The sequence below is a fragment of the Lacrimispora amygdalina genome (genome assembly GCF_003432035.1).
Taxonomy (GTDB): domain Bacteria; phylum Bacillota; class Clostridia; order Lachnospirales; family Lachnospiraceae; genus Lacrimispora; species Lacrimispora amygdalina.
The window spans coordinates 45,330-69,397 of sequence record NZ_QOHO01000072.1; the positions used below are offsets into that span (position 1 = coordinate 45,330).

General features: G+C 43.3%; 23 protein-coding genes. 2 read left to right on the top strand and 21 right to left on the bottom strand.

Annotation, left to right across the window (positions count from 1 at the left end):
- Positions 1 to 108: 108 nt before the first annotated feature.
- The 14 genes from acpP to DS742_RS21570 all read right to left on the bottom strand — a co-directional run bounded on the left by acpP (position 109) and on the right by DS742_RS21570 (position 15,099).
- Positions 109 to 339, bottom strand: coding sequence for an acyl carrier protein (gene acpP / locus DS742_RS21505; protein WP_104436156.1), 231 nt, complete (start codon positions 337 to 339; stop codon positions 109 to 111).
- A 19-nt stretch (positions 340 to 358) separates the two neighbouring features.
- Positions 359 to 1,372 carry a phosphate acyltransferase PlsX gene (gene plsX, locus DS742_RS21510; protein ID WP_117419021.1) on the bottom strand — a complete coding sequence of 338 codons (1,014 nt, stop codon included), beginning with the start codon at positions 1,370 to 1,372 and terminating at the stop codon, positions 359 to 361.
- A gap of 109 nt (positions 1,373 to 1,481) precedes the next feature.
- On the bottom strand, positions 1,482 to 2,828 hold the full coding sequence (locus DS742_RS21515) for an MATE family efflux transporter (RefSeq protein ID WP_117419022.1): 1,347 nt from the start codon (positions 2,826 to 2,828) through the stop codon (positions 1,482 to 1,484).
- A gap of 183 nt (positions 2,829 to 3,011) precedes the next feature.
- A complete protein-coding gene (locus tag DS742_RS21520) occupies positions 3,012 to 4,028 on the bottom strand; it encodes a substrate-binding domain-containing protein (protein WP_117419023.1) in 1,017 nt (338 codons plus the stop codon).
- A 46-nt stretch (positions 4,029 to 4,074) separates the two neighbouring features.
- Positions 4,075 to 5,037, bottom strand: coding sequence for an ABC transporter permease (locus DS742_RS21525; protein WP_117419024.1), 963 nt, complete (start codon positions 5,035 to 5,037; stop codon positions 4,075 to 4,077).
- The gene (locus tag DS742_RS21530; RefSeq protein WP_117419025.1) at positions 5,021 to 6,532 is read right to left on the bottom strand and encodes a sugar ABC transporter ATP-binding protein; all 1,512 of its coding nucleotides are present in this window, start codon (positions 6,530 to 6,532) and stop codon (positions 5,021 to 5,023) included. The genes DS742_RS21525 and DS742_RS21530 overlap by 17 nt, the downstream gene beginning before the upstream one ends.
- Before the next feature lie 27 nt (positions 6,533 to 6,559).
- A complete protein-coding gene (rbsD, locus tag DS742_RS21535) occupies positions 6,560 to 6,958 on the bottom strand; it encodes a D-ribose pyranase (RefSeq protein WP_117419026.1) in 399 nt (132 codons plus the stop codon).
- On the bottom strand, positions 6,952 to 7,896 hold the full coding sequence (gene rbsK, locus DS742_RS21540; protein WP_117419027.1) for a ribokinase: 945 nt from the start codon (positions 7,894 to 7,896) through the stop codon (positions 6,952 to 6,954). Before rbsK ends, rbsD begins: the two co-directional genes overlap by 7 nt.
- 17 nt (positions 7,897 to 7,913) lie before the next feature.
- The gene (gene deoC / locus DS742_RS21545; RefSeq protein ID WP_117419028.1) at positions 7,914 to 8,549 is read right to left on the bottom strand and encodes a deoxyribose-phosphate aldolase; all 636 of its coding nucleotides are present in this window, start codon (positions 8,547 to 8,549) and stop codon (positions 7,914 to 7,916) included.
- 70 nt (positions 8,550 to 8,619) lie between these two features.
- Positions 8,620 to 9,633 (bottom strand): LacI family DNA-binding transcriptional regulator, encoded by a 1,014-nt coding sequence (locus tag DS742_RS21550; protein WP_117419029.1) that lies wholly within the window; start codon positions 9,631 to 9,633, stop codon positions 8,620 to 8,622.
- A gap of 157 nt (positions 9,634 to 9,790) precedes the next feature.
- Positions 9,791 to 11,881: a glycoside hydrolase family 3 C-terminal domain-containing protein gene (locus tag DS742_RS21555; RefSeq protein WP_117419030.1), complete on the bottom strand. Its 2,091-nt coding sequence runs from the start codon at positions 11,879 to 11,881 to the stop codon at positions 9,791 to 9,793.
- A 27-nt stretch (positions 11,882 to 11,908) separates the two neighbouring features.
- Positions 11,909 to 12,763, bottom strand: coding sequence for a carbohydrate ABC transporter permease (locus DS742_RS21560; RefSeq protein ID WP_117419031.1), 855 nt, complete (start codon positions 12,761 to 12,763; stop codon positions 11,909 to 11,911).
- A 13-nt stretch (positions 12,764 to 12,776) separates the two neighbouring features.
- Positions 12,777 to 13,664, bottom strand: a complete 888-nt coding sequence (locus DS742_RS21565) for a carbohydrate ABC transporter permease (RefSeq protein ID WP_117419072.1) — start codon at positions 13,662 to 13,664, stop codon at positions 12,777 to 12,779.
- A gap of 187 nt (positions 13,665 to 13,851) precedes the next feature.
- Positions 13,852 to 15,099: an ABC transporter substrate-binding protein gene (locus DS742_RS21570; protein WP_242996669.1), complete on the bottom strand. Its 1,248-nt coding sequence runs from the start codon at positions 15,097 to 15,099 to the stop codon at positions 13,852 to 13,854.
- 327 nt (positions 15,100 to 15,426) lie between these two features.
- Between DS742_RS21570 and DS742_RS21575 the strand changes: the two genes are divergently transcribed.
- A complete protein-coding gene (locus DS742_RS21575) occupies positions 15,427 to 16,287 on the top strand; it encodes an AraC family transcriptional regulator (protein WP_117419032.1) in 861 nt (286 codons plus the stop codon).
- Here the strand turns inward: DS742_RS21575 and DS742_RS21580 are convergent.
- From DS742_RS21580 to pduL, 6 genes are all read right to left on the bottom strand, one after another.
- Positions 16,284 to 17,807: a glycoside hydrolase family 43 protein gene (locus DS742_RS21580; RefSeq protein WP_117419033.1), complete on the bottom strand. Its 1,524-nt coding sequence runs from the start codon at positions 17,805 to 17,807 to the stop codon at positions 16,284 to 16,286. The two genes, DS742_RS21575 and DS742_RS21580, sit on opposite strands and share 4 nt — an antisense overlap.
- Before the next feature lie 9 nt (positions 17,808 to 17,816).
- Complete coding sequence (locus tag DS742_RS21585; protein ID WP_117419034.1) at positions 17,817 to 19,328, bottom strand: sialate O-acetylesterase; 1,512 nt, start codon at positions 19,326 to 19,328, stop codon at positions 17,817 to 17,819.
- A 199-nt stretch (positions 19,329 to 19,527) separates the two neighbouring features.
- Positions 19,528 to 19,710 carry a 50S ribosomal protein L32 gene (rpmF, locus tag DS742_RS21590; RefSeq protein ID WP_097006282.1) on the bottom strand — a complete coding sequence of 61 codons (183 nt, stop codon included), beginning with the start codon at positions 19,708 to 19,710 and terminating at the stop codon, positions 19,528 to 19,530.
- Positions 19,711 to 19,712: 2 nt separating this feature from the next.
- A complete protein-coding gene (locus DS742_RS21595) occupies positions 19,713 to 20,240 on the bottom strand; it encodes a YceD family protein (protein ID WP_117419035.1) in 528 nt (175 codons plus the stop codon).
- Between the two features lie 114 nt (positions 20,241 to 20,354).
- Positions 20,355 to 21,548, bottom strand: a complete 1,194-nt coding sequence (locus DS742_RS21600; RefSeq protein ID WP_117419036.1) for an acetate/propionate family kinase — start codon at positions 21,546 to 21,548, stop codon at positions 20,355 to 20,357.
- Positions 21,549 to 21,568: 20 nt separating this feature from the next.
- Entirely contained in the window at positions 21,569 to 22,138 is a 570-nt protein-coding gene (pduL, locus tag DS742_RS21605) for a phosphate propanoyltransferase (protein ID WP_117419037.1), read from the bottom strand.
- Positions 22,139 to 22,300: 162 nt separating this feature from the next.
- Here pduL and DS742_RS21610 point away from each other — a divergent pair, with 162 nt between their 5' ends.
- Positions 22,301 to 23,560 carry a nucleotidyltransferase gene (locus DS742_RS21610; protein WP_117419038.1) on the top strand — a complete coding sequence of 420 codons (1,260 nt, stop codon included), beginning with the start codon at positions 22,301 to 22,303 and terminating at the stop codon, positions 23,558 to 23,560.
- Here DS742_RS21610 and DS742_RS21615 read toward each other — a convergent pair.
- Positions 23,555 to 24,061, bottom strand: a complete 507-nt coding sequence (locus DS742_RS21615; RefSeq protein WP_117419039.1) for an NUDIX hydrolase — start codon at positions 24,059 to 24,061, stop codon at positions 23,555 to 23,557. The genes DS742_RS21610 and DS742_RS21615 overlap by 6 nt on opposite strands.
- Positions 24,062 to 24,068 lie beyond the last annotated feature (7 nt).

Below are 24,068 nucleotides of genomic sequence, written 5' to 3' on the forward strand. Positions count from 1 at the left end.
ATGCTTTTTGGACATAAAGGGGTACCCGCAGGGTGTTTCTTATTATTCCCCTATTATGAAAGAAGGTGCTGCGGTCAGACCAAACGGTCTTAGCAGCACCCACATCTATTAATTTAATGCATTCTTGACCTGTTCTACTGCGTCGCTGACACTTACAATATTCTCTGCCACTTCAGTCGGAATCTCAATATCAAATTCCTCCTCAATGCCCATAACGATCTGGAACACATCAAGGGAGTCAGCACCAAGATCATCCACGAATGTGGAGTTCATAGTAACCTCCTCCGGCTCAATATTTAATACCTCTGCAATAATTTTCTGTAATTTTTCAAATTCCATTTGTTTTCCTTCCTCTCTCCTATTCTTGATTTTCTTCTTTCATTTTAAGACTTTCTCTTATCTTATCATTAATTCCCTGTTCTTTGAAAGTTACGCATTGAAGTATGGAGTTTTTTACTTCTGCTGCTTTTGAATTCCCATGAGTCTTTACTACCAGACCATTCAGTCCTAAAAGCGGAGCACCGCCATATCCGGATGAATCAAATGATTTTAAAGTCTCCTTTAAAGCAGGCTTTACAAGCAGAGCACCGATCTTACTCCTGAAACTACTCATCATACCACTCTTTACCTTGTTAATCAAGGTCGCGCCCACTCCTTCATACAGCTTCAGGATTACATTGCCCACAAATGCCTCACATACTATGACATCTGCACCGCCATGCGGAATCTCTCTGGCCTCAATGCTTCCGGTAAAATGAATATCCTTACAATCCTTTAACAGCGGAAATGTCTCTTTCACTAACGCATTTCCCTTTTCTTCCTCTGCGCCGATATTGACAATGGCAACTGTTGGATTCTTAATGCCCACAACATGCTCCATATAAAGGGAGCCCATTCGGGCAAACTGTACCAGATGAGAGGGTCTGGCATCCACATTAGCGCCGCAGTCTATCAGCAGGGAAACGCCTTTTTCTGTTGGAATAAGGGGTGCAAGCGGTGGTCTTTCAACACCCTTGATCCGTCCGACTATCACCTGTCCGCCAACCAGTATGGCGCCTGAGCTACCGGCCGATACAAACGCATCCGCCTCCTTTTGTTTTACCAGATTCATTCCCACAACGATGGAAGAATCTTTCTTCTTACGTATGGCGTTAACCGGAGGTTCTTCCGTCTCGATTACCTCTGTCGCATTCACAATCTGTATCTGTTCCTTATGAAACTTGTACTTTTCAAGTTCTTTAGATATCATCTGTTCCTGCCCTACTAAGAGAACCCGGATCTCTTTATTCGCGTTTACCGCCTCTACGGCACCTGCTACCGTCTGTACTGGTGCATAGTCACCGCCCATGGCATCCACAGCTACTTTTATCATCATGATTCCCCTTTCAAGTGTTTCCTAAGATAATCTATTACATAATATACTAAATATTATACTATAAATCAATAATAAATTAAGAATTTTAAAACCAATAAAAACGGTCTTAGCAGACCAGCTTTTTCTCAACCTTTTTTATTACGTAAACATAGGATATTCCAGTAAACAACGCCGCGCTGAGCCATGCCGCAGGATCACAGGCACAAGCAAGCGGAAAGCTTAACAGCTTCATTGCAAGCGTTGCCGTAACCAGTCTGGCGGCCAGTTCTACTACACCGCCAAGCATGGGAAGCAATCCATATCCGCATCCCTGCATGGTATTGCGGAAAATAAAAATGGTTCCGAGGGGAATATAAAAAGCTGCACACAAATAGCTGTAGGTTTTTGCCCATGGAAGAATCTCTGCAAGATCAACATTGCCGGAGAAAAACAGCCTTAATGCATAGGGAAGTCCCAGTACAACGACAATCGAGCATACAACTGCGTAAATTACTTCTGTTGTCAAAGCAAGACGGACACCCCGTCTGATTCTTCCGATATCTCCCTTTCCATAGTTCTGCCCTGAATAAGTAGCCATGGTTTGTCCCATTGCGATCATCCCCTGAATCACCATGCTTTGGAATTTATTGGCCGCAGTATTTGATGCCACTGCTACAGAACCAAACAGATTCACTGCCGACTGCATAATCATGGTGCCTGATGCAGTAATCCCAAACTGTAAAGCCATGGGAATGCCAACGGAAAGCTGGATTTTCGTATCATACTCATGAAGTTTCCAATGGTGCCTTTCCGGAGTAAGAACAGGCATTTTTCTTGTAATGTAAATAATACATAAAAAAGCAGCAGTTCCCTGAGATACGTTGGTGGCCCATGCCGCTCCTGCAACGCCCATTTTAAAATTGATGACAAAAATCAAATCCAGCATTATATTCAAGCATGCTGAAAATACGAGAAACACAAGAGGTATCCGGCTGTTCCCTACAGAACGGAGAAAAGAAGAAAACAGATTATAAAATACATTTGCGAAAATGCCGATACAAATGATAGAAATATAAGTATATGCATCTTCCATAATATTCTGGGGAGTATTCATAATTCTTAAAAGAGTCCTCATGAAGGTCAGACTGATTAATGTCATGAATCCGATCACAAATATGGATAGTATAATTCCATTTGCTACAGATCTCCTTGTTCCGTTTTCATCGCCTGCCCCGAACCTCTGGCTGGTTAGAACCGTAAATCCCGTACTCATGCCTTGTGAAAAACCAATTACCAGGAACATAATGGTTCCGGTAGATCCCACGGCAGCCAGTGCATCCGGTCCCACAAAACGGCCTACGATAATCGTATCCACCATATTGTAAAACTGCTGAAAAATGTTTCCGATTAAAAGCGGAAGTGTAAATTTTAATATGATGGGAAGCGGATTGCCTCTCGTCATGTCGGTCTCCATAATCTTTCACCCTTTGCCTGTTTATTATTCTGCCATACTTTACCATATGGCACAGACGTATTTTACCATGTTATCATTCACTTGTCACGGCCCTTTTCAAACTGTTTTAACTTCTTTTACAAAAAAACTGCTGCCAGAAACCGGTTCACCGGGGAATCTGGCAGCAGTTTGTATCTGTATATTTTATTCTTTTGTAACCAGCCCGTTTACATTTTCAGAGGTAACCAGTTCATTATCCAGGATAACATATTTCTCTACGCTTTTACCCTCAAGGTAATCATAAGCGGTTTTTAAAATAGCTTTTCCAAGGAAAAACGGAGGCTCTGCTATGGTAGCTTCTACCTTTCCCCCTTTGATTGCTTCAATGGTGTCATCAATGGCGTCACAGCCTATCATGGTGATTTCATCTAAGCGGCCTGCCGCCTCAATTGCTTCCAAAGCTCCCAGAAGCATCTCATCATTTGCCGCATACAATCCGTCAATGTGATCATTTGCCTGTAAAATATTTTCCATTACACTCATACCCTTTGCACGGTCAAAATCTGCCACCTGGCAAGCCACAATTTTCATATCCGGATGCTGGCTTATGATTTCATTAAATCCCTTGGAACGGTTCTGGGCTACATTGGTGCCCATAATTCCCTGAAGCTCTACGATATTACCTTTTCCGCCCAGCGTATCTGCCAGATACTGTCCTGCCAGCTTTCCTGATTTAATGGCATCATATCCGATATGAGAAACCACCTCTCCTCCACTGGCTTCCCGGTCCATGGTAAGCACCGGTATTCCGGCTTTGTTGCAGTCTTCAATGGATGAAACAATGGCATCAGAATCACATGTATCAATAATAATGCAGTCAGGTTTCTTAGTTATGAGATTTTCTACGTCTTTCATCTGGGTAGCCGGGTCATCCTGGGCATCTGTAATGTATAATTCCACACCCAGTTCATCAGCTGCCTTTTGTACCCCATCCTTTACATCCACAAAGAACGGATTGGTCTGTGTATTCATTGCCAGACCGATTACATATTTTTTCTTTGATCCCCCATCTGTTTTTGCTGTGGTTTCCTCTGGCTTTGCTGTGGCCGCTTCGGTCTGAGCTGTTTCCTTTGCAGTCTCCGGCGCTGTTTCGGTGCTGCATCCGGCGAGAGAAAATACAATCAATCCTGCCATCATTGTTGCTGCAATTCTTTTTTTCATCATAATTCTTCCCTTCCCTTCTCAAATACATTAAAATAGTTTCTATTTATTCCGCTTTCGCAGATAAATCCTTCACCTTTTTATCCACCAGCACGGCAATCAGCACTACAGATCCTTTTACTATACTGGTTGCATGAGGGTTGACATTCATAAGGGTGAGGATGTTATCTATGATCCCCATAATCATGGCACCCACTACGGTTGGCAGTACAAATCCCGTTCCTCCGCTTAAGCTGGTTCCTCCAAGGATAACCGCTGCTATCGCATCCATTTCGATTCCCTGTCCGCTTGTAGACTGAGCCGATCCAAGTCTTGCTGTCAATACAACAGCAGCAACACCGCTTAAAAATCCATTGATAATATAAGCTGTCCATTCTGTCCGTTTCACGGATATGCCTGATAAACGGGCTGCTTCCCGGTTTCCCCCAAGAGCATAAATGCTTCTTCCAAACCGGGTCTGTGTCAGAATGTAATGTGCTGCCAGAAAAAGGATTATGAGAATAATCACAGGAACCGGCACTCCTAAAACAGAACCTTTCCCAATAAATTTATAGGCATCCGATTTTACGGGAATCGGAGAGCCCTTTGTATAGATCAGAACACAGCCTCTCAGCAAAGTCATTGTCCCCAGCGTTGCAATAAATGGAGGAATCCCGCAGTGAGAAATAAAAAAACCGTTAGCTGTACCGCAGGCAGTTCCTATGGCAACTGCTGTTATAACCGCAAGGAACGTATTGCCGGTTGAAGCCAGTACCCCTGACGCAATGACACCGGAAAGTCCCAGAATAGAACCAACAGATAAGTCAATCCCACCGGTAAGGATTACGAAGGTCATACCGCATCCAATTATCCCGGCAACAGTAACCTGTTTGAACACATTAAACAAATTCGAAATATTTAAAAAGCTTTTTGATAAAAATGCAGCAAACAGGCAAATGATAAGTAATATTAAAACCGACCGGTAAATATTGATCTGGTTGATCAATTGTTTCTTAGCTTTCTGATTCATTTTCCCTCACCCCTCCAGATGCATGTGCTAATATTATTTCCTGATTCATGTCCGTTCCTGAGCTCTCCAATACCATACGTCCCTCCCGCATGACAATTACGCGGTCACTGACTCCGATCAGCTCCGGCAAATCTGTGGAAACCATAAGAATACTTTTTCCTTTTTCAGTCAGTTGGTTTATTATCGCATAAATTTCTGCCTTAGCCCCAACATCCACTCCCCTTGTGGGTTCATTGAGAATGAGAATATCAGAATCTGCTTCCAGCACCTTTGCAAAGACAATCTTCTGCTGATTGCCTCCGCTTAACTTCCCAGCCAGCTGGGAGGGTGAACTGATCCGGATATTCAGCGATTTCACCTGATGACTGACCCGCTCCATCTCCAGTCTGGTGTTAAGATGAATTCCTTTTGTCAGCTTCTTTAAAGATGACATGGAAATATTTTCCCGGATGCTTCTTACTAAAACCAGTCCCTCCTGCTTCCTGTCATCCGAAACAAAACCAATTCCGGATTTCAGCGCTTTTACAGGTGCAGAGCAGTCTTTTCTCTCCCCATGTACCCAGAGTTCACCGCTTTCCATTGGTATGGCGCCATATAATATTTTTGATAATTCAATTGCTCCTGATCCTAAAAGCCCGGTTATACCAAGGATTTCCCCTTTATGAAGCCTCAGACTCATATCATGAACATTCCGGCTGTTAATATTTTTTGCTTCAAATACTACCTCCTGCGGCTTGTAATTACGGACAGGATACAGATTAGAAACATTTCTTCCTACCATCATGGACACTACATCATCATAATCGGTCTCACCAATCTTTTTCGAAGCGACATATCTTCCATCCCGAAACACCGTCAGACGATCTGAAATTTTAAAAATCTCATCCATGCGGTGGGAAATATAGATAATTGCAATTCCCTTCTTTTTAAGTTCTTCAATAATTCCAAACAGTATTTTGATTTCTTCCCCGGCCAGCGCAGCCGTCGGCTCATCCATGATGATGATTCTGGCGCCTATTGTGAGGCACTTGGCAATCTCTGTCATCTGGGCTTCGGCAACAGAAAGATTCTTCACTTTGGTCCTTGAACTGAATTTCAGGCCCAGATGGTCCAAATTATCCTGTGCCTCTTTAAAAAGCTTATCCCAGTCCACCTTCTTGAAGTGGTTTACCGGAAGCCTCCCAAGAAACATGTTTTCAGCAACCGATAATTCAGGCACCATATTAAATTCCTGGTAGATCATGGCAATTCCTGATTTTTCTGCATCCCTGGCTGAGTGAAATACCACTTTTTCTCCATTTAAATACATGGCACCGGATGTATAGGGCTGAGCCCCTGCGATAATTTTCATCAGAGTGGATTTTCCAGCTCCGTTTTCTCCGCACAGAGCATGAACCTCGCCCTCATAGATTTCCAGATGGACGCCGTCAAGAGCTTTTACACCAGGAAAAGTCTTAACGATTGATTCCAGTTTCAGAATTAACCTTCCTCCCATTTAATTTCCCCTTCCCCTCGCCTGGTCTCAATATGCACATCCTGAGATCAGAATTACATTGGTATAACCGGTAAACTCACCTGTAAGAATAATTGCTTTTGCTCCTTCTGTCATTTTTTTTAATTCCTTGTGAGGAATATACTCTACAGGAATTCCCTCCGGCAAAAGAGCCAGGGCTTTTTTATGCAGCTCCCCGCTTACAACAAGAGCTTCCTCAGCAAAAACAGCCTTTTCCGTTACCATATACTTTTCAATCTCTTCAAGAACCTCTAGGTAGGACGGACTTCCCTGCTTCCAGCCTAAATCCACCCGCTCCACTCCCTTAGGGACAGGCAGGCCGGCGTCTGCGATTACAAGCATATCCATGTGTCTGATTTCCGCCATAATTCTTGATAGCTGCGGATGCAAAATTCCTGTCTTTAACATTGCAGTCCCTCCGTTTCATGAAGTTGAATAAACGCATCGATTTCTGACCGTTCCGGCATTGCCGGTGTTGTTCCGATTCTCTGTACGGAAATGGCCGCCAGCGCATTGGCAAACTTCGCAGCTTCCCATAGATCTTTTCCTTCTGCCAGGGCAGCCGCAAGACCGCCGTTGAATGCGTCTCCTGCTCCTGTGGTGTCCACCGCATCTACCCGATAGGCGGGTATTAACCCTCTTCTTTCATTTGTTGCAATATAAACACCTTTGCTTCCCATCGTGATAAGCACATTTCTGACTCCCTTTTCCAGAAAATAGTCCGCTGCTCTTCCGGCACTCTCTTCACCTTCTACTTGGATTCCGGTAAGTATCCCGGCCTCTACCTCATTGGGAGTGATCAGTTCCACCCGGCTTAATATGCTGTCACTGACGGGTTGTACAGGTGCTGTATTTAAAATGATTTTAACTCCTTTGCTGTATGCCATTTCTACCGCCTTCTCAACGGAAGAAATGTTTGTTTCCAGCTGAATCAGCAGATAATCCGACTGGTCCAGCAGGTCTGAGATGGATTCCACCTCCTCATCGGAAATCGTATCACAGGCACCTAAGATCACTGCAATTTCATTCTGGCTGGTATTCTCATCTACCATGATTAATGCAGTGCCAGTCTCAGTCTGTTCGCTGCGAAATACCCTTTTTGTATCCATCCCAAGTCCGGTCATTGTCTGAATGGCAAGATCTGCCAAGGTGTCATTGCCAATCTTTGTTACCATTGTTACCTCTGCACCTGCCTTATGGGCAGCTACCGCCTGGTTAAACCCCTTTCCGCCGGGGCCCATTTTAAACAGACTTCCCTTTACCGTTTCCCCCGGCACAGGCAGATGGGGACATCTTCCCATCAGATCTACAACAAAACTCCCAAATACCGTTATTTTCTTACCCATAAGCATCTCCTTTCTCTTTACAGCAGCGAAACTCCATTTCCAGCACCAATCCGGTCTGCTCCTGCTGACAGCATGGCTCTGGCCTCCTCCGGTGTACGAATGCCGCCGCTTGCCTTGACTTTCATTTTCTCTCCCACTGTCTTCTTCATGAGGGTAACATCTTCTGCCAATGCCCCTCCGGTACTAAAACCGGTAGACGTTTTCACAAAATGTGCACCGGCCTCCATGGAAAGTTCACAGGCTTTTACTATTTCATCCTTTGTCAGAAGACAATTTTCAAGAATTACTTTTACTGTTCTTGCGTGACAGGCTTCAACAACTGCTTTAATATCAGCCCGGACAAGGTCATAATTCCTATCTTTCAGGGCACCGATATTGATTACCATATCCACTTCATCTGCTCCTGCTTTTACTGCCTCTGCCGCTTCAAAAGCTTTGGCAGTTGTCAGCATGGCTCCCAATGGAAAACCCACCACACAGCATACAGCCACGCTGCTGTCCTTTAGTTCCTGCGCTGCCAGAGGTACGTGGCAGGTGTTTACACAGACAGATGCAAATCCATATTCTTTTGCCTCCTGACAATATCTTCTGATTATTTCTGCCCCGGCATCTGCCTTCAGCATTGTATGGTCAATCATGTTTGCTATGTTCATATCCATCCTCCGTAATTTTTATATGTAACCGGTTACATATCAGGGTAAAAATAAACTGCCTGCCTGCAGCCTATTTTATCTTTTCTGAACCGCGAAGCTCCATCTGATATGGAACAAAGATCTTGCGTCCTGAGCTTTTGCTTTCCTTACGGGTCAGTTTGTCAATCAGCATTTCCATCGCCAGATATCCCTGATTCCTTGCGTCCCTGTCAATCGTTGAAAGGCTATAATCAATGATTTTCAGGGATTCAATCTGATCAAATCCTACTATGGAGATATCCCTGCCAATTTTCAGTTTATGCTCCGTTAAATATTTGAGCACACCCAGGCTGGTCTGGTTGTTGGAAGCAAAAATGGCAGTGGGCGGATCCGGCAGCTCCAGTAATTCCTTCGTCCTCTCATATGCTTTCATGATCTTAAAATCACCTGATACGATATATTCCTCTCTTAGTCCAATCCCATGATCCCTAAGAGCTGATTTGTATCCGTTCAGACGGTCTTTTCCCGGCATAGAGGTGTTGGGCCCCGTTATCACTGCAATCTTCTTATGTCCATTCTGAATTAAAGCTTCCACAGCTTTATATGCTGCTTCATGGTTCTCCACAAATACCCCATCCAGAATGGAATTTCTGATGTTGCGGTCAACTAATACAACTGGAATTCCTTTGTTTTCAAATTGGATCAGCTTATCCCTGGTCACCTCATCAAGCTCCGAAATGGGAGTAATCAAAAGCCCCGAAAGTCTCTGGCTTTCTGCCATCATAAGACATTGATGTTCTCTTTCCGGCAGCTCTCCGGTATCAAACAAAACAATATTGTACTGGTTATTGGCAGCCCTTTCCCCTATTCCGCTTATAATGCCTGAAAAAAACTCATTGGCAATATCCGGGACAATCACTCCTATACTGGAAGAATCACGTATACTGAGACTTCTGGCTATGGCATTGGGTACGAATTCTGCCTCTTCAATTGCTGCTAATACTTTTTGCTTTGTTTCCTCTTTCACATATCCGGATTCATTAATTACTCTGGAAACAGTTGCGGAAGAAACACCTGCTTTTCTTGCTATATCCCGTATGTTCATTTCAAACTCTCCTTGTGTAACCGGTTACATGTATAATATTAACACAAATATTATTAAATGTAAAGTTTTTTTATAACATTTCACAATATCAATTAATAGACATGTAAAAAAACGGATCCTGCTCACGCAAGTCCGTTTTTTTTCTGATCAGTGAAAATCAAATTTCTGCCGTCAGCTTTACCGGCTTACATCCCATAAGCTGTATGCTGGTTTCATCCGGCTGGCTGAAGCCTACATATAATTCGATTCTGTTTCCGTCTTTTATGTATTCTCCCTTCTCATTTACAACCATAAAAGCACGCTGATCCAGCTTTATTTTTACACTCTTTTTCTCCCCGCAATCCAGCTTCACCCTTTTAAATCCACAGAGTCTGGGATTAAGAGGCGCAAATTCTGAATCCATAACCTTTACATAGACCTGGATAACCTCTTCAATAGCCCGGCCACCGGTGTTCTCAGCTGCAGCCTCCACTTCCATATCTTCCATGTTTAAATTAGCCTCAGTCATCGCCGCCCGCCCGTAGGTCAGACCATATCCAAAGGGATACTGGGGCTTACGTTCTATATAACGGTAGGTTCTGTTCTTCATGGAGTAATCCGTAAATTCAGGCAGATCATTTTCCGGGTCATAAAACGTCACACATAATTTTCCTGATGGGGAGTAAAGGCCGAACAGGATCTCTGCAAACGCCTTTCCTCCTCTTGCTCCCGGATACCATGCCTGTATAATGGCATCATATTTTTCCTTGGCAATGCTTAAGTCAATATCACTGCCTGCCATCATGCACAACACAACCGGAGTACCGGTTTCAGACAGTGCCTCCATTAATTTTCTCTGAGGTTCCGGAAGCAGCAGTGACTCCTTATCTCCTGAAGCGTACTGGTTCCCCTGATCTCCCTCTTCCCCCTCCAGAAGTTCATTCAGACCCAGACACAAAACAACCACATCACTGTGTTCTGCTACAATTAACGCTTCTGAGATACGGTCATGGTCAAATGCCAGATTTTCTGTCTTTGGCCCGCTGATATTACAGCCTTCCGAATAGAGCACTCTGATTTCATCCTTTGCAAACGCCTTTATTCCCTCGAGAATTGTAATGTACTCGGATGAAGTCCCATGGTAATTCCCAATAAGCGCCGCCCTGCTGTCTGCATTGGGTCCAATTACCCCGATCGTTTTCACGGATCCTTTATCCAAAGGAAGGATCCCGTTATTCTTTAGCAGAACCATACTCTCTCTGGCAGCGCGTTCTGAAAGTTCCAGATGCTTCTTGCACTCCACCATCTCATAAGGAATGGTATCAAATTCGTTTTCATCAAACAGTCCCAGCAGATATCTGGTAGTAAACAGGCGTGTGCAGGATTCTGTAATCGTTTCCTCACTTACCAGCCCATGCTCATATGCGTTTAATATATGAAGATAGGTATTGCCGCAGTTTAAATCACAGCCGGCATTTAATGCCATGGCTGCAGAAGTTTTTGCGTCAGGACTGATTAAATGGCGTTCATGAAAATCACGGATTGCCCAGCAATCCGAAACAAAATGTCCCTCAAATCCCCACTCTCCTCTTAAAATATCCTGCATTAAAGCTTTGCTGGCACAACAGGGTTCGCCGTTCGTCCGGTTATATGCACCCATAACAGCTTCAGATTTTCCTTCCTTTACTGCTGCTTCAAATGCAGGCAGATATGTTTCTCTTAAATCCTTCAAGGAAACTTCCGCATTAAATTCATGTCGAAGAGCTTCAGGACCGGAATGAACAGCAAAATGTTTTACACAGGCTGCCGCTTTCATCGTCTCTTTCTCTCCCTGGAGTCCTTTTATGTAAGCAACTCCAAGCCGGCTGCTTAAATAAGGGTCTTCCCCGTAAGTCTCCTGTCCTCTGCCCCATCTGGGATCCCGGAATATATTAACGTTCGGTGACCAGAATGTCAGTCCTTTATAAATATCCCTGTCATTGTGTGTGGCAAACGCATTGTATTTGGCTCTTCCTTCTTCTGCAATGACCTGTGCAATTTCATGCACCAGCTCCTCGTCAAAAGCTGCCGCCATACCAATGGCCTGAGGAAAACTGGTTGCTGTACCGGCTCTTGCTACACCATGAAGCGCTTCATTCCACCAGTTATAAGCTGGTATACCCAGTCTGCGTATAGGCGGTGCATCATATCGCAACTGGCTTGCCTTCTCTTCTAATGTCATATTTGCTACTAACTGTTCCGCTCTTTTTCGCGCTTCTTTCCGATTCACTAATCTTTCCTCCTGAAAATTTATGTCTTATCCCTTTACTGCTCCCGTCGTAAGTCCGTCTACAATCTGGTTGCTGAATATACTGTAAACAACAATCGTCGGTGCAATCGCTATAATAATTGCCGCAAACATCTGAACATAGTTTGTGGCATAGGGACCTACAAAGTAAGTCAAAGTGACAGGAAGAGTTTTTTTTGCAATGTCAGATATAAATACCATGGCCAGCAACAGCTCATTCCAGTTGCCTACAAATGTCATAATACCCGCAACAAACATCCCCACTCTGGAGAGCGGCAGTCCAATTGTGATAAAACATCCATAGATGGAGCAGCCATCAATACATGCTGCTTCAAATATCTCATTGGGCATGCTTTTAAAGAATCCTGTCATTAAAAAGATTGTCATTGGAAGGGAAAACGTAATATATGGAATGATCAAACCAATCAGCTGATTCGTTAAATGCCAGTTGGAAAAGCGGACAAAAAGCGGTATCAGTACACAATGTACCGGTATCATCATTCCAATCAGGAAATACTGCATCATATATTTAAGAAAACCCAGCCTCATTCTGGCAATGGCGAATGCCGCCATGGATCCGATCAGCAGACTGATTACCAATGCGCTGGAACATACAATAACGGAATTTAAGGTGGCAACCCCTAACTGACCGTTGGTCCATGCAAAGATGTAGTTCCCCAGCTGAAGAACACTGGGAGGTGTAAATGGCGAAGTCAGCACTTCCCTGTTAGACTTTAAAGAAACACTCAGCATCCACACCAGCGGAAGTAAATAAACAAGAGCCAGCGCAAGAAGCAATACATATAAAAATACATTGGCTGCAGTAATCTTTTTCTTTTCTTTCTGGTTATCTTCTATTCTCATTATTTTCCTCCCCCTAAGACTCGTAGGTTTCTACTTTTATGCATTTACTAATGAGGAATGTGGCTAAAAGGCATAAAATGAGCAGTACCATGGAAATCGCACTGGCATAACCATATTTGTAATATTTGAATCCCTGTGTATATAAATGGGTAGCAAGCACATCAGTCCGATGGTTTGGTCCTCCCTGTGTCATATTGTAAATCAGATCAAAAAACTTAAGAGAACCGATGCAGTTCAAAGAAAGAGTTGTCACCAGCATAGGCTTGATTAATGGAAGCGTTATAAAACGGAATGACTGTCCTTTGGACGCGCCGTCAATATAGGAAGCCTCATAGATGTCTCTTGATATCCCGCTGATCTGAGCCATATAAAGCATCATATTCTGACCCGCGTACTGCCACAAAGCTACAAATCCGATCACCCACATGGGGAGAGGGATGAATCCTTTGGTGTTAAACAGCCAGTTAGGTCCCTGGATACCAAATGTGCTCAAAAGATTATTAATGCCTATTTTCGGATTGAAAAGAAACGCCCATAAAAGACCAAGCGCAGCTGATGAAAGAACGCAGGGCAGGTAATAGATATTTTTAAATAAGTTCCTGCCAGCCTTAATATTTGTCAGTAAAACCGCCAGAAATAAACCGATAATCTGCTGGGTAATACCAGAGAAAAGCATAAAAAAAATGGAGTTTTTTAAAGCGATCTTCATAGTCTCGTCACTGGTGAATAAATCTATGTAATTTTTCAATCCGACAAAGTCCGGTTTCGTCAGTCCCGTATAATTACACAGGGAATAGTAGATAACCTGGATAATCGGAACAAATAAAATCAGAGTGAATAAAAGGAATGCCGGCGCAATAAAAACCAAAGCCGCTTTCTTATCCTCCAATAGCCTGTTCATATGGCTGCCTCTCTTTCTATAATAAGGGTATGCAAAGGTGTTTATGCTTCGCATACCCTCATCATCCTGTCAATTATTTTTTCCGGACATTCTTATCATAGAAATCCTGTACCTTCTGAAGTGCCTGTTCCGGCGTAGCGTTTCCAAGGAATACATCCACCATGGCAGCATCAAATGTATCTCCTGCTTATACGCTTGCCAGTGATTCGTTATAGAATCCCAATGTTCCCGTTACGTTCTTTAAGATGTCATTAATATAAGCAAACTGCTTTGGAGCCTTATCATAATCAATGGCAACCTTGGTAACCGGAATCTTGCCGGCAACTTCTGCCGTATATTTCTGAGCTGTGTCATCGGTGAACATCTTCATAAGTGCAAGGGCTGCTTCTTTATGCTTTGTAGTTGAACTCATAACAAGATTATCAGTTTTTACGATCATACGGTTTGGATCTGAACCGCCTTCAATAGCCGGGAACTGGAATACGCCGCATTTGTCTTCAAATTCCGGATTATTTCCGTTGATCTGAGCAATCGCCCATGATCCCTGTACCAGCATAGCTGCGTCTCCATTATAGAAGTTTGCAGTTGCCTGATCGTTGGAATCTCCGGCTGCTGTATCCTGGAAATACTGGGAAAGTTCTTTTAATTTCGTTGCTGCATCAAGGAAAGTCGGACTGGTCCAGTCAAGTGTGCCTGCATTTACTCCAACCAGATTATCCGGGCCGCCTTCACGGTCACAGAGATAACCGGCTATCATGGACAAGCACCATGCAGTACCTGCAGAACAGGATATTGGAGTATAACCGGCTTCTTTAATCTTTTTACATGCTGCAAGCAGTTCATCGTAGGTTTTCGGCACCTCAACTCCTGCCTTTTTAAATATATCCGTATTGTAAAATACACAGGCTGCTGCAAAGTTTGTAGGAATTGCCATTATCTTACCGTCATATGTAATACGTTCAAAGATACCGTCTGTAAAATTACCATACCACTGTGATTCCTGGTTCTTTAGAATATCGGTTAAATCTGCCGCTGCACCAGACTCCACATACTGAGTTAAATTAGGTCCGGGATTGCAGATAAATACATCAGGTGTATTGCCTGAAGTAACTAACGCATTCAATTTTGTCGGATATTCCTCCAGATTTGTAGTCACAACATTACAGTAATATTTCCCCTTATACTGTTCATTAAACCGGTCTATAACCTGTTTATAGCCTTTGCTGATTAAATCTTCCGTTGCATTTAAGTCATCCCAGAACATCCATGTTATCTGCTCTTCCTTACCTGTTGCAGTAACAGAACCGGAAGTGGTCTCTGCGGCTGCGCCAGATGATCCGGCACCTCCACTGGTATCAGTCGATACCCCACAACCGGAAAGTGACCCCAATACAAGTGCTGCTGCCAGAACCCCCGAAACAAATCTCTTTACCATACCTTTCCTCCTTAACAATCTTTGCATTTTTTGTAGCGTTAATGATATGCTATAACTCTATCAGAATTCTGTCCGGTTTTCTTTATAATTATTGCCTCTCTATTACTAATTATTGCTATTATAATATTTTGTTCATACTTTTCTTTTAAACGTAATATACATAATACACTTTTTACATTCCTGTTTTTTGTATCATTTAACTATTAAAAAAATAAAATATGCCTGTTTTTGTATTTTATATTGATATTTAGCGGAGTATATTTTATAATTTTTCTAATAACAAAAGCAATTATTCATTGTCATTAACAAATACTGGGAGGACTTACTTTGATTGAAAATCTGAAAGGAACTCATGAGACTGTAAATTACAAAGAATATACCAACATCCGTTTGTACGACAACACCCAGGCAGAAGACTATCCTTCCCACTGGCATACTCCGCTTGAAATCATCATGCCTCTTACCGGCAAATACACCATCGTTTTGAGCACACATAGCATCGACTTAAAACCAGGTGATATTATTCTAATCTGCCCGGGGGTTATTCACGCATTAAAGGCGCCGAAATCAGGACGCCGGATTATTTTTCAGGCTGAGCTTCCCATGTTTCACGAGATCAAAGAACTGGAATCCATACTCACGCTGCTTAATCCTACGTTTCTCGTCACACCGGAGCTTTACCCCTCTATCCATGAACGGCTCTATCAGTACACATTGGAAATTATGGAAGAATACAGAAAAGACATGCCCCTTACAGAAACAAAGATCTATTCCAGACTCCTGGAGATGTTTGCTCTCATCGGACGCAACCATACCCAGCAGGTCAGTTCTCTGGATATCGGCAATATCCAGCAAAAGAAATATGCAGAGAAATTTATTTATATCTGCAATTACATCAGCAGCCACTGTACGGAAGAATTAACCCTGGAGGAAGTCGCCTCTCTCCTTGGCTTCAGTAAATACCATTTTTCCCGCCTGTTTAAACAGTTTGCTAATATTTCTTTTTATAAATATGTAAATAAAAAGCGGATTGCCGTTGCCGAAACGCTGTTAATTAATCCCCAGCTGTCCGTTACCGAGGTAGCACTGCGTTCCGGCTTTTCCAGCCCCTCCGCTTTTATACGTATGTTTAAAATCATTAAATCCTGCACTCCTACAGAATTCCGTCAGATGTATATACAGGATTAATCTGCAAACTCTGCATGAAGCGGCCCAAAAACAGCCGAACGGCCGGAAGCTTTGTGTACGGCAGATGCATAAACGCCCACAGTACAGCCGGTGAATCCTCCGGCTTTTTGCGAACAGAGATCTTTAATATCCAAAGGCTGTCCCATAATCTGTTTATCTATCTCAACAGAAAGTATCTGGCCTTGTCCACGCAGCCGGATCTGATGAATGCAGCCGGCAACCTCCGTTCTGCTCCATTCCTCCTGTTCATTTCCTTTCCTGATTACAGTAACCGCTTCCAGCCGTCCTTCCCTTTCACGAATAATGGCTTTTACATAATGCATTTCATTATAAAAATAGAGAAGTCCTGACTCCTCAGTTCCATCCGGTTCCGACTCCATAGTAACCTGTATATCGAACGTCCTGGATAAAAGCCGGATTCCAATATAGGCCGGTACTGATAAATCTTCCATCGTATCAGGCAGAAAAGGGAGATGCAGCCTGCCATCCGCCATCTTTGCAGGCAGCCGGGCAGGATGGTCCCTTAAACCAACGCAGCGCATATCCAGGGGTTCTGTCCACTCAATATCCGCGGCAGGCAGCAAAACTTTCTGCTCATTATCAGAAGCGGATATTTCCAGACAATCAGGGACCCTTCCCATACCCGGACTTACCACGGGCCAGCCATCTTCCCATGTCACATCTGCAAGAAATGTTTCCCGTCCCAGCTCAGCACATCCGTTTAACGGTCTTGTTCCAAGCATCACCATAAACCATTCTCCAGCCGCTGTTTCAATCAGATCTCCATGTCCGATACTCTGCACCGGGTAAGTGTGTCCCAGATGACGGTGCGTCAGAATGGGATTATTGGGGCATGATTCGTATGGACCATAAAGGCTTTTGCTTCGCGCAACCGCCACGCTGTGATTAAACTCAGTACCGCCCTCTGCAAGAAGCAGATAATACATCGGACCGATCCGGTAAAGATGGGGTCCCTCTGCCCATATCGTCCGCTTCATGCTTCCATCAAATAAAACAACCGGTTTCTTCACAAGCCGTTTTTCTTTTAAGTCAAGTTCCTGAATCCATATCTCACAATCTCCATAATAAGCCGGATGTTCCTTTGTCCGCTGTCCGATATAATAGCAGGTATCTTCTTCGAAATACAGACTGGGATCAATTCCCGGCGCATCCGTGAGGAAAACGGGATCTGACCATGGTCCTTTGGGGTCTTCGGCTGTAACATAGAAATTTCCGCCACCGGATACATTGGTGGCGATTACATAAAACAAACCTTTGTGGTACCTGATTGTGGGAGCATAAATTCCTTTGGAAATATGGGCTCCGTCAAGGCGAAGCTGCTCCTTCCGCTCCAGAACATGTCCGATTAAAATCCAGTTTTTCAGGTCACAGCTTCGAAATACAGGGATACCAGGTGCATATGCAAAGGTAGAATGAACCATGTAGTAATTATCTAAAACCCTGCATATGGATGGATCAGGATAAAACCCTTTTTGTATTGGATTGGTTATTTTTATCATGACGGCCTCCTAAATGATCACTGCAGCGAAAGGCTTTACAGGAAGATCAGCTTCGTTAAATAAATTAACTTCACAGTATCCCTCTTTTGCAAATTTAATTTCAACCGGCTCCTCTGACAGCGCTTCAAAAACAAGCAGTAAATCCTGATCCAGTCTGAATTCCTTTACGATCCTTGAAATACCGTCCTGCTCTGCACGCAGGCTCTTAATAAAGTTTCCCTTAATATGTAGTTTTTCTCCTGTATGGGAAAAATGCAGACGGATCCGGTTTCCTTCCCGTTCTCCACCCATAAATTCCGGAGATTCACATAAGATATCTTCCCCATAGATCAATCCCCTTGCTAAAAGAGCCAGACGCTCTCCCACTTCCTTCTTCTTTTTCGGATGAATATCCTCATACATTCCCAGATCCATAATGGATATCATGCCTGTTCCCGGTACGTTTTTCGATACCCATTCCTGGCTTTCTCTCACCACCGGATAATCCTCTCCCCCGATGCCAAGCCATTTACCAAAAGGCGCCAGCTGAACAAAGAGAAACGGCAGTTCGTCCTGCCATAAATCTCTCCAGCAACGGATTAAAGCAGAAAAGGTTTTATCATAAATTTCCCCATGTCCGGCATCGGATTCCCCCTGATACCATAAAACTCCCTTCACGGAAAAAGGAGCAAGATTTTTCAGCATCATTTCATACAATCCCGATGGACGGTAGTGATGGTAAGGCCCCATAGGCAGAACCGGTGCATCGGCAGTCTCAAGCATCCACCGCTCCTGGTCCTGCTCATTCATGCCATACATCATCGCTCTCCACGCAATCTGATGAGGATAGGAATCCTCATACTCCCAGGCTTTTCGGCTGCACCGTCTTATTTCTTCCTCATCAGCAGACATAAGTGCTTCCTCATATTCTTTTTGAAAGACAGAAAGAGGCTCCTCATTAAGGTAAGAAGATCCCATCCATGCACAGGCCGGAGTTCCGCCCCAGTTACAGCCTATAATACCTACCGGAACACCAATCACCGGCTGAATGGCTCTGGCAAACGTATATCCTGGAGCAGAAAAACTCTCCCACTGATAGTCGTGTTCCTTAAACCAGTTTCCGCAATCAGGAAGTTCTCTGTTTTGACCCGGATAAGCAATCCTTCTGCAGTTAAACATCCGAATCATATCGTTTTGTTCCCATTCCTTTATTTCGTTCCAATGAGCGTCATATCTCATAAAATATTCCATGTTTGACTGACCCGCCGCTATATATATATCGCCAATGCAGATATCTTCAATAACAATATCCGGCTCCTTCTTTTCATCGGCAAAAATCTCTATTTTTTGTCCGCTGGCTGCTTCCTTAGCAGGAATTTCGCAATAAAACTTCCCATCCTTTACATCAGCAGAAACACAGTCACCGCCAAAGCTGACCGTTAACCTCCAGGCTCCCTCAGCTTCTCCCCATATTTTAATCTTCTTATTGCGCTGAAGAATCATTCCATTTTGAAAAATTTCCGGCAATTTAATTGCTGTCATATTGCACCCCCATAAGCGATCAGATATTTTCTCCAGTATAGCACAGAACACAATGATAAAAAACAAAATACTTGCGTCCTTATTATCAATATTAGCTGTAAATCAGTGCTTTGCTCCTTCTCTCAAAACAAGAAAAGACAAGGTCCTGAATAATCAGAATCCTTGTCTTTTTATGTTTTGAGCTATTTCCATACTGAAATTATTCAGCAACAGAAATGATTTCTTTCTTGTTATAAGAACCGCAAGCTTTGCATACTCTGTGTGGCATCATAAGTTCACCGCACTTGCTGCATTTCACTAAGTTCGGAGCGCTCATCTTCCAGTTTGCTCTACGTTTGTCTCTTCTAGCTTTAGAAGATTTATTCTTTGGACAGATAGACATGGTTACACCTCCTTAAACTGTTTAAAAATATCCTGGATGACTGCCATTCTCGGGTCAACCGAACTAACATCGCAGTCACAAGTCTCATGATTGAGATTTGTTCCACATCTATTACAAATTCCCTTACAGTCTTCACTGCAGAGAACCTTCATAGGCAGATTCAGTATGAGTTCATCACAAACCAACTGGTCTACATCCAGACAATAACCATTAACATATGGCTGTTCCTCAAGATCTTCTTCATCCTCTTTGTCGGTTTCACTTAGATCAACCGTACGAATGACATCAAAACTCAGCTCATTAGGGACAGGATCCAGACAACGGTCGCATGGAATAAGCAAAGTAAGTTCCACTTTTCCTTCCAGTTCCAGTTTCTTTCCTCCCAGATTCATGATCCGCAGCACTACCGGTTTGGCATCTGCAATTTCATAATCTCCATAGGGTCCATGATAAGTTTTCATCTCAATATCAAGAGTATAAGTTTTCTCTTTCCCTTCCAGGGTAAACAACTCGGTTAAATTTATAAGCATATTATAGTCTCCTAATACGCACCTATGTTATTATACATAGGGGCGCACTATTTGTCAACAAAATATTTCCATATTTCACACTATAAAAACTATAATGTGCCAATATTTAAGGAATTATACCAAAGCTTTTGTTTCTCTTGCAATTGCAAGTTCTTCATTGGTAGGGATAACACATACTTTTACTTTGGAAGCAGGTGTGGAAATCATCATGCGTTTTCCTCTGTGGCTGTTTGCTTCTTCATCAATTTCTACTCCAAGATAGGATAAATATGCACAGATTCCTGCACGGATCGGCTTATCATTCTCTCCTACGCCTGCTGTAAATACGATAGCTTCTACGCCATTCATTGCTGCAGTATAAGCACCGATGTATTTTGCAACACGGTAGATATAGGCATTAATCGCAGTATCTGCCAGGTGATTTCCCTCTGCCTGTGCTTTCTGGACATCGCGGAAATCGCTGGAGATTCCGCCGGACATTCCGAGAATACCGGATTTTTTATTTAAGATATCCAGTACTTCATTGACAGTCTTGCCTTCTTTGTTGCAGATAAACTGAATCACAGCCGGATCAATATCACCGCTTCTGGTTCCCATAATAAGACCCTCAAGAGGTGTAAGACCCATACTTGTATCTACGCACTTGCCTCCGATGGAAGCAGAGATACTTGCGCCGTTTCCTAAATGGCAGACAATTACCTTTCCGTTCTTATGATCCAGTCCGCAGAAATCCAATGCTTCTTTGGAAACGAAGCTGTGGCTTGTTCCGTGGAAGCCGTAACGGCGGATGCTGTATTTTTCATAATATTCCTGTGGAATTGCGTAAAGAGAAGCTTTCTCCGGCATACCCATACCAAATGCAGTATCAAAAACAGCTACGTTAGGTGTTCCTGGCATAGCTGCCTCGCACGCCTCAATACCCATTAAGTTTGCAGGGTTATGCAGAGGTCCTAAATCGAAACAGTCACGGATAACTTTCTTTACATCTTCATTTACAACGATGGAATCACTGTAAATGGTACCGGCATGGAGAACGCGATGTCCTACTGCGGAAATTTCACTGGTATCTTTAATTACTCCATGCTCAGGATTAACCAGGGCATCCATAACCAGCTTGATTGCTACAGTGTGATTAGGCATCTCTTCTGCTAATTCAAATTCGCCTTTTCCTTCTGCCTTGTGAGTCAGTTTGGATCCGTTAATACCAATTCTTTCGCATAACCCCTTTGCTAAAACTCCCTCATTTTCCATATCGATCAGCTGATACTTTAAGGAAGAGCTTCCGCAGTTGATAACTAAAATTTTCATAAAACTAAATTCTCCTTCGATTATTTTACAATTTCGCCGTACTGTTCTCTGCCGCAGCCTGCTGCGTTTGATTCATCTGTATCAATGTGCATTGCCAGAGCATAGGATTCGCTTACACGTACAACTACATCTCCGAAAACAAGACTTCTGCCATTTGTATCAACTTTAACAGAAACAATTTCGCCGTTTTTAACGCCCAGCATTTCTGCATCTGCAGGCGTTGCATGAATATGACGCTTTGCCGCGATTACGCCCTCTGTGATATCAATTTCACCTGCCGGTCCGATAATCCTGCAAGGTCCGCTGCCGGCAATATCTCCGGATTCTCTTACTGGTGCGGCGATTCCTGCAGAACGGGCATCTGTCAGGGAAAGTTCCACCTGGGTAGACTTTCTGACCGGTCCTAAAATGGATACTCCCTTAAATTCACCTTTTGATCCCACAACAGTAACTCTCTCCTCGCAAGCAAACTGACCTGGCTGGGATAATTCTTTCTTCTTGGTTAATTCATATCCCTGTCCAAATAAAATCTCAAGATGTTCCTGAGATAAATGTACATGACGAGCTGATGTTTCAACGATAAAATTCATACTTATCTATTCTCCTGTTCTAATTGATCAATGCTTCTTCTTGATTCTCACTCTATTCTATGAGCATTCCCGAAAATTTTCAAGTGTTGTGACAAAATAATTTGCATTTTTTGCAAAACAATAGCATAATAAAGGTTGAAAAAAAGAAAAAGGACGTTTTTTATGTTAAAAAAGAAAAATTTGCATGCTGTAGGAATTATCGCTGAATACAATCCGTTTCACAATGGTCATGCCTATCACATCAGAAAAGCGAAGGAGCTTGCCAATGCAGAGTACGCGGTCGTAGTCATGAGCGGGGATTTTGTACAGCGGGGTTCTCCTGCCATATATGACAAATATACACGGACAGCCATGGCGCTCTCCTGTGGTGCTGACTTAGTGCTGGAGATTCCGTCTGTTTTTGCTTCCAGCAGTGCGGAAGATTTTGCCTCCTGTGCAGTCGCATTATTAAACGGGCTTGGAGCAGTTGATTCTCTGTGCTTTGGCAGCGAAAGCGGGGATATGGAAAAACTTTCCGCTATTGCTACTATTCTCGCCAATGAACCGGCTATTTATTCAGAAGAGCTGCGCATTCAGCTGAAAAAAGGGGCTGCTTTCCCCAAAGCAAGAAATGCCGCGCTTGTTACCAGCGGTGCTGTCAGGGAGGAAGATGCCTCAATTCTGTCCTCCCCCAATAACATTCTGGGAATAGAATATTTAAAAGCCATTTACAGGCAGAGTGCTTCCTTAATTCCGCTGACCATTGAAAGAAACGGAAGTGACTATCACGATCCCCTGCTTACACCAGACCGTTTTTGCTCCGCAACCGGACTTAGAAAGGCTTTAAAGGAAACAGATCATCTCTCCAGTGAGGAAACTATCTTTGATTATGTACCGGAACCGGTTAAATTAAAAATACTGGAAAGCAAACCTCTTTACTATGATGATTTCAATCTTCTTTTAAACACTGCTCTGCTCCGGCTTTCTATGGAGGGAATTCCATTTCAGAATTTCGCCGATGTTTCAGATGAACTGGCAGCAAGAATAACAAAACAGCTTCCTGACTATCATACTTTTGAAGAAAAGATCAATCAGTTAAAGACCAGACAATACACCTATACAAGAATCAGCCGTGCACTGCTTCATATTCTTCTGGGAACAACAAACCAGCTGACAGCAGCCGGCAGACAGGCAGGATATGCTCCTTATGCCAGAATTCTGGGATTTAAAAAAACTTCAGTTCCCCTGATGGGAGAAATAAAAAAGAGAGGGAGCATCCCTCTCATCGCGAAAACTGCCGGCGCTGAAACCGGTTTTACGGGAGCAGCAGCCTCTATGCTCCGGCATGATTTCTATTCTTCTCATATTTATCAGACTGTATTACAGGCAAAATATGATATAAAAGTCAAAAATGAGTTCACACAATCCGTCGTCATATTATGACGGCGGATTGATGAATTCTCTGATGTTATCTTTATATAGAAGAAACCGGGATTTAGGAACCACAATCCCCTGCTTCCATAAATCAAGCAGTTCTTCAAAGGTCACAAATTTCGCATCAACAACTTCCTCTGCCTGTAGCTTCACATCACCCATGGTAATATTCTGCCTGGTAATATAGGTATCAACAAACCGTTCTTTCTGGCGAATGCTGTGAATCAGTTTTATATCCTCTTTCTCTGCATGAATTCCGGCTTCTTCCAGAAGTTCTCTTAAAGCGCCTTCTTCGCTGGTCTCTCCTGCAAGAACAGAACCACCGGTACACTCCCACATTAAGCCATAAGGCTTATCCGGATGCCGCCTGGTTAAAAGAATCAGATCTTTTTGATTTACGGTCCAGATATCAGCTACCAGATGATAATCCCCTTTACCTAACGGAACTCCCCGGACATGTGTCCTGCCGGTTGCCGCTCTGTTTTCATCGTAGATATCCCAAAGCTCCATAAGCCAT

What these genes read in the sequence shown, in the direction of transcription:
- acpP (WP_104436156.1), bottom strand. Translation starts at nt 339, where the DNA reads ATGGAATTTGAAAAATTACAGAAAATTATTGCAGAGGTATTAAATATT.
- plsX (WP_117419021.1), bottom strand. Translation starts at nt 1,372, where the DNA reads ATGATAAAAGTAGCTGTGGATGCCATGGGCGGTGACTATGCACCAGTA.
- DS742_RS21515 (WP_117419022.1), bottom strand. Translation starts at nt 2,828, where the DNA reads ATGGAGACCGACATGACGAGAGGCAATCCGCTTCCCATCATATTAAAA.
- DS742_RS21520 (WP_117419023.1), bottom strand. Translation starts at nt 4,028, where the DNA reads ATGAAAAAAAGAATTGCAGCAACAATGATGGCAGGATTGATTGTATTT.
- DS742_RS21525 (WP_117419024.1), bottom strand. Translation starts at nt 5,037, where the DNA reads ATGAATCAGAAAGCTAAGAAACAATTGATCAACCAGATCAATATTTAC.
- DS742_RS21530 (WP_117419025.1), bottom strand. Translation starts at nt 6,532, where the DNA reads ATGGGAGGAAGGTTAATTCTGAAACTGGAATCAATCGTTAAGACTTTT.
- rbsD (WP_117419026.1), bottom strand. Translation starts at nt 6,958, where the DNA reads ATGTTAAAGACAGGAATTTTGCATCCGCAGCTATCAAGAATTATGGCG.
- rbsK (WP_117419027.1), bottom strand. Translation starts at nt 7,896, where the DNA reads ATGGGTAAGAAAATAACGGTATTTGGGAGTTTTGTTGTAGATCTGATG.
- deoC (WP_117419028.1), bottom strand. Translation starts at nt 8,549, where the DNA reads ATGAACATAGCAAACATGATTGACCATACAATGCTGAAGGCAGATGCC.
- DS742_RS21550 (WP_117419029.1), bottom strand. Translation starts at nt 9,633, where the DNA reads ATGAACATACGGGATATAGCAAGAAAAGCAGGTGTTTCTTCCGCAACT.
- DS742_RS21560 (WP_117419031.1), bottom strand. Translation starts at nt 12,763, where the DNA reads ATGAGAATAGAAGATAACCAGAAAGAAAAGAAAAAGATTACTGCAGCC.
- DS742_RS21565 (WP_117419072.1), bottom strand. Translation starts at nt 13,664, where the DNA reads ATGAACAGGCTATTGGAGGATAAGAAAGCGGCTTTGGTTTTTATTGCG.
- DS742_RS21570 (WP_242996669.1), bottom strand. Translation starts at nt 15,099, where the DNA reads ATGGTAAAGAGATTTGTTTCGGGGGTTCTGGCAGCAGCACTTGTATTG.
- DS742_RS21580 (WP_117419033.1), bottom strand. Translation starts at nt 17,807, where the DNA reads ATGATAAAAATAACCAATCCAATACAAAAAGGGTTTTATCCTGATCCA.
- DS742_RS21585 (WP_117419034.1), bottom strand. Translation starts at nt 19,328, where the DNA reads ATGACAGCAATTAAATTGCCGGAAATTTTTCAAAATGGAATGATTCTT.
- rpmF (WP_097006282.1), bottom strand. Translation starts at nt 19,710, where the DNA reads ATGTCTATCTGTCCAAAGAATAAATCTTCTAAAGCTAGAAGAGACAAA.
- DS742_RS21595 (WP_117419035.1), bottom strand. Translation starts at nt 20,240, where the DNA reads ATGCTTATAAATTTAACCGAGTTGTTTACCCTGGAAGGGAAAGAGAAA.
- DS742_RS21600 (WP_117419036.1), bottom strand. Translation starts at nt 21,548, where the DNA reads ATGAAAATTTTAGTTATCAACTGCGGAAGCTCTTCCTTAAAGTATCAG.
- pduL (WP_117419037.1), bottom strand. Translation starts at nt 22,138, where the DNA reads ATGAATTTTATCGTTGAAACATCAGCTCGTCATGTACATTTATCTCAG.
- DS742_RS21610 (WP_117419038.1), top strand. Translation starts at nt 22,301, where the DNA reads ATGTTAAAAAAGAAAAATTTGCATGCTGTAGGAATTATCGCTGAATAC.
- DS742_RS21615 (WP_117419039.1), bottom strand. Translation starts at nt 24,061, where the DNA reads ATGGAGCTTTGGGATATCTACGATGAAAACAGAGCGGCAACCGGCAGG.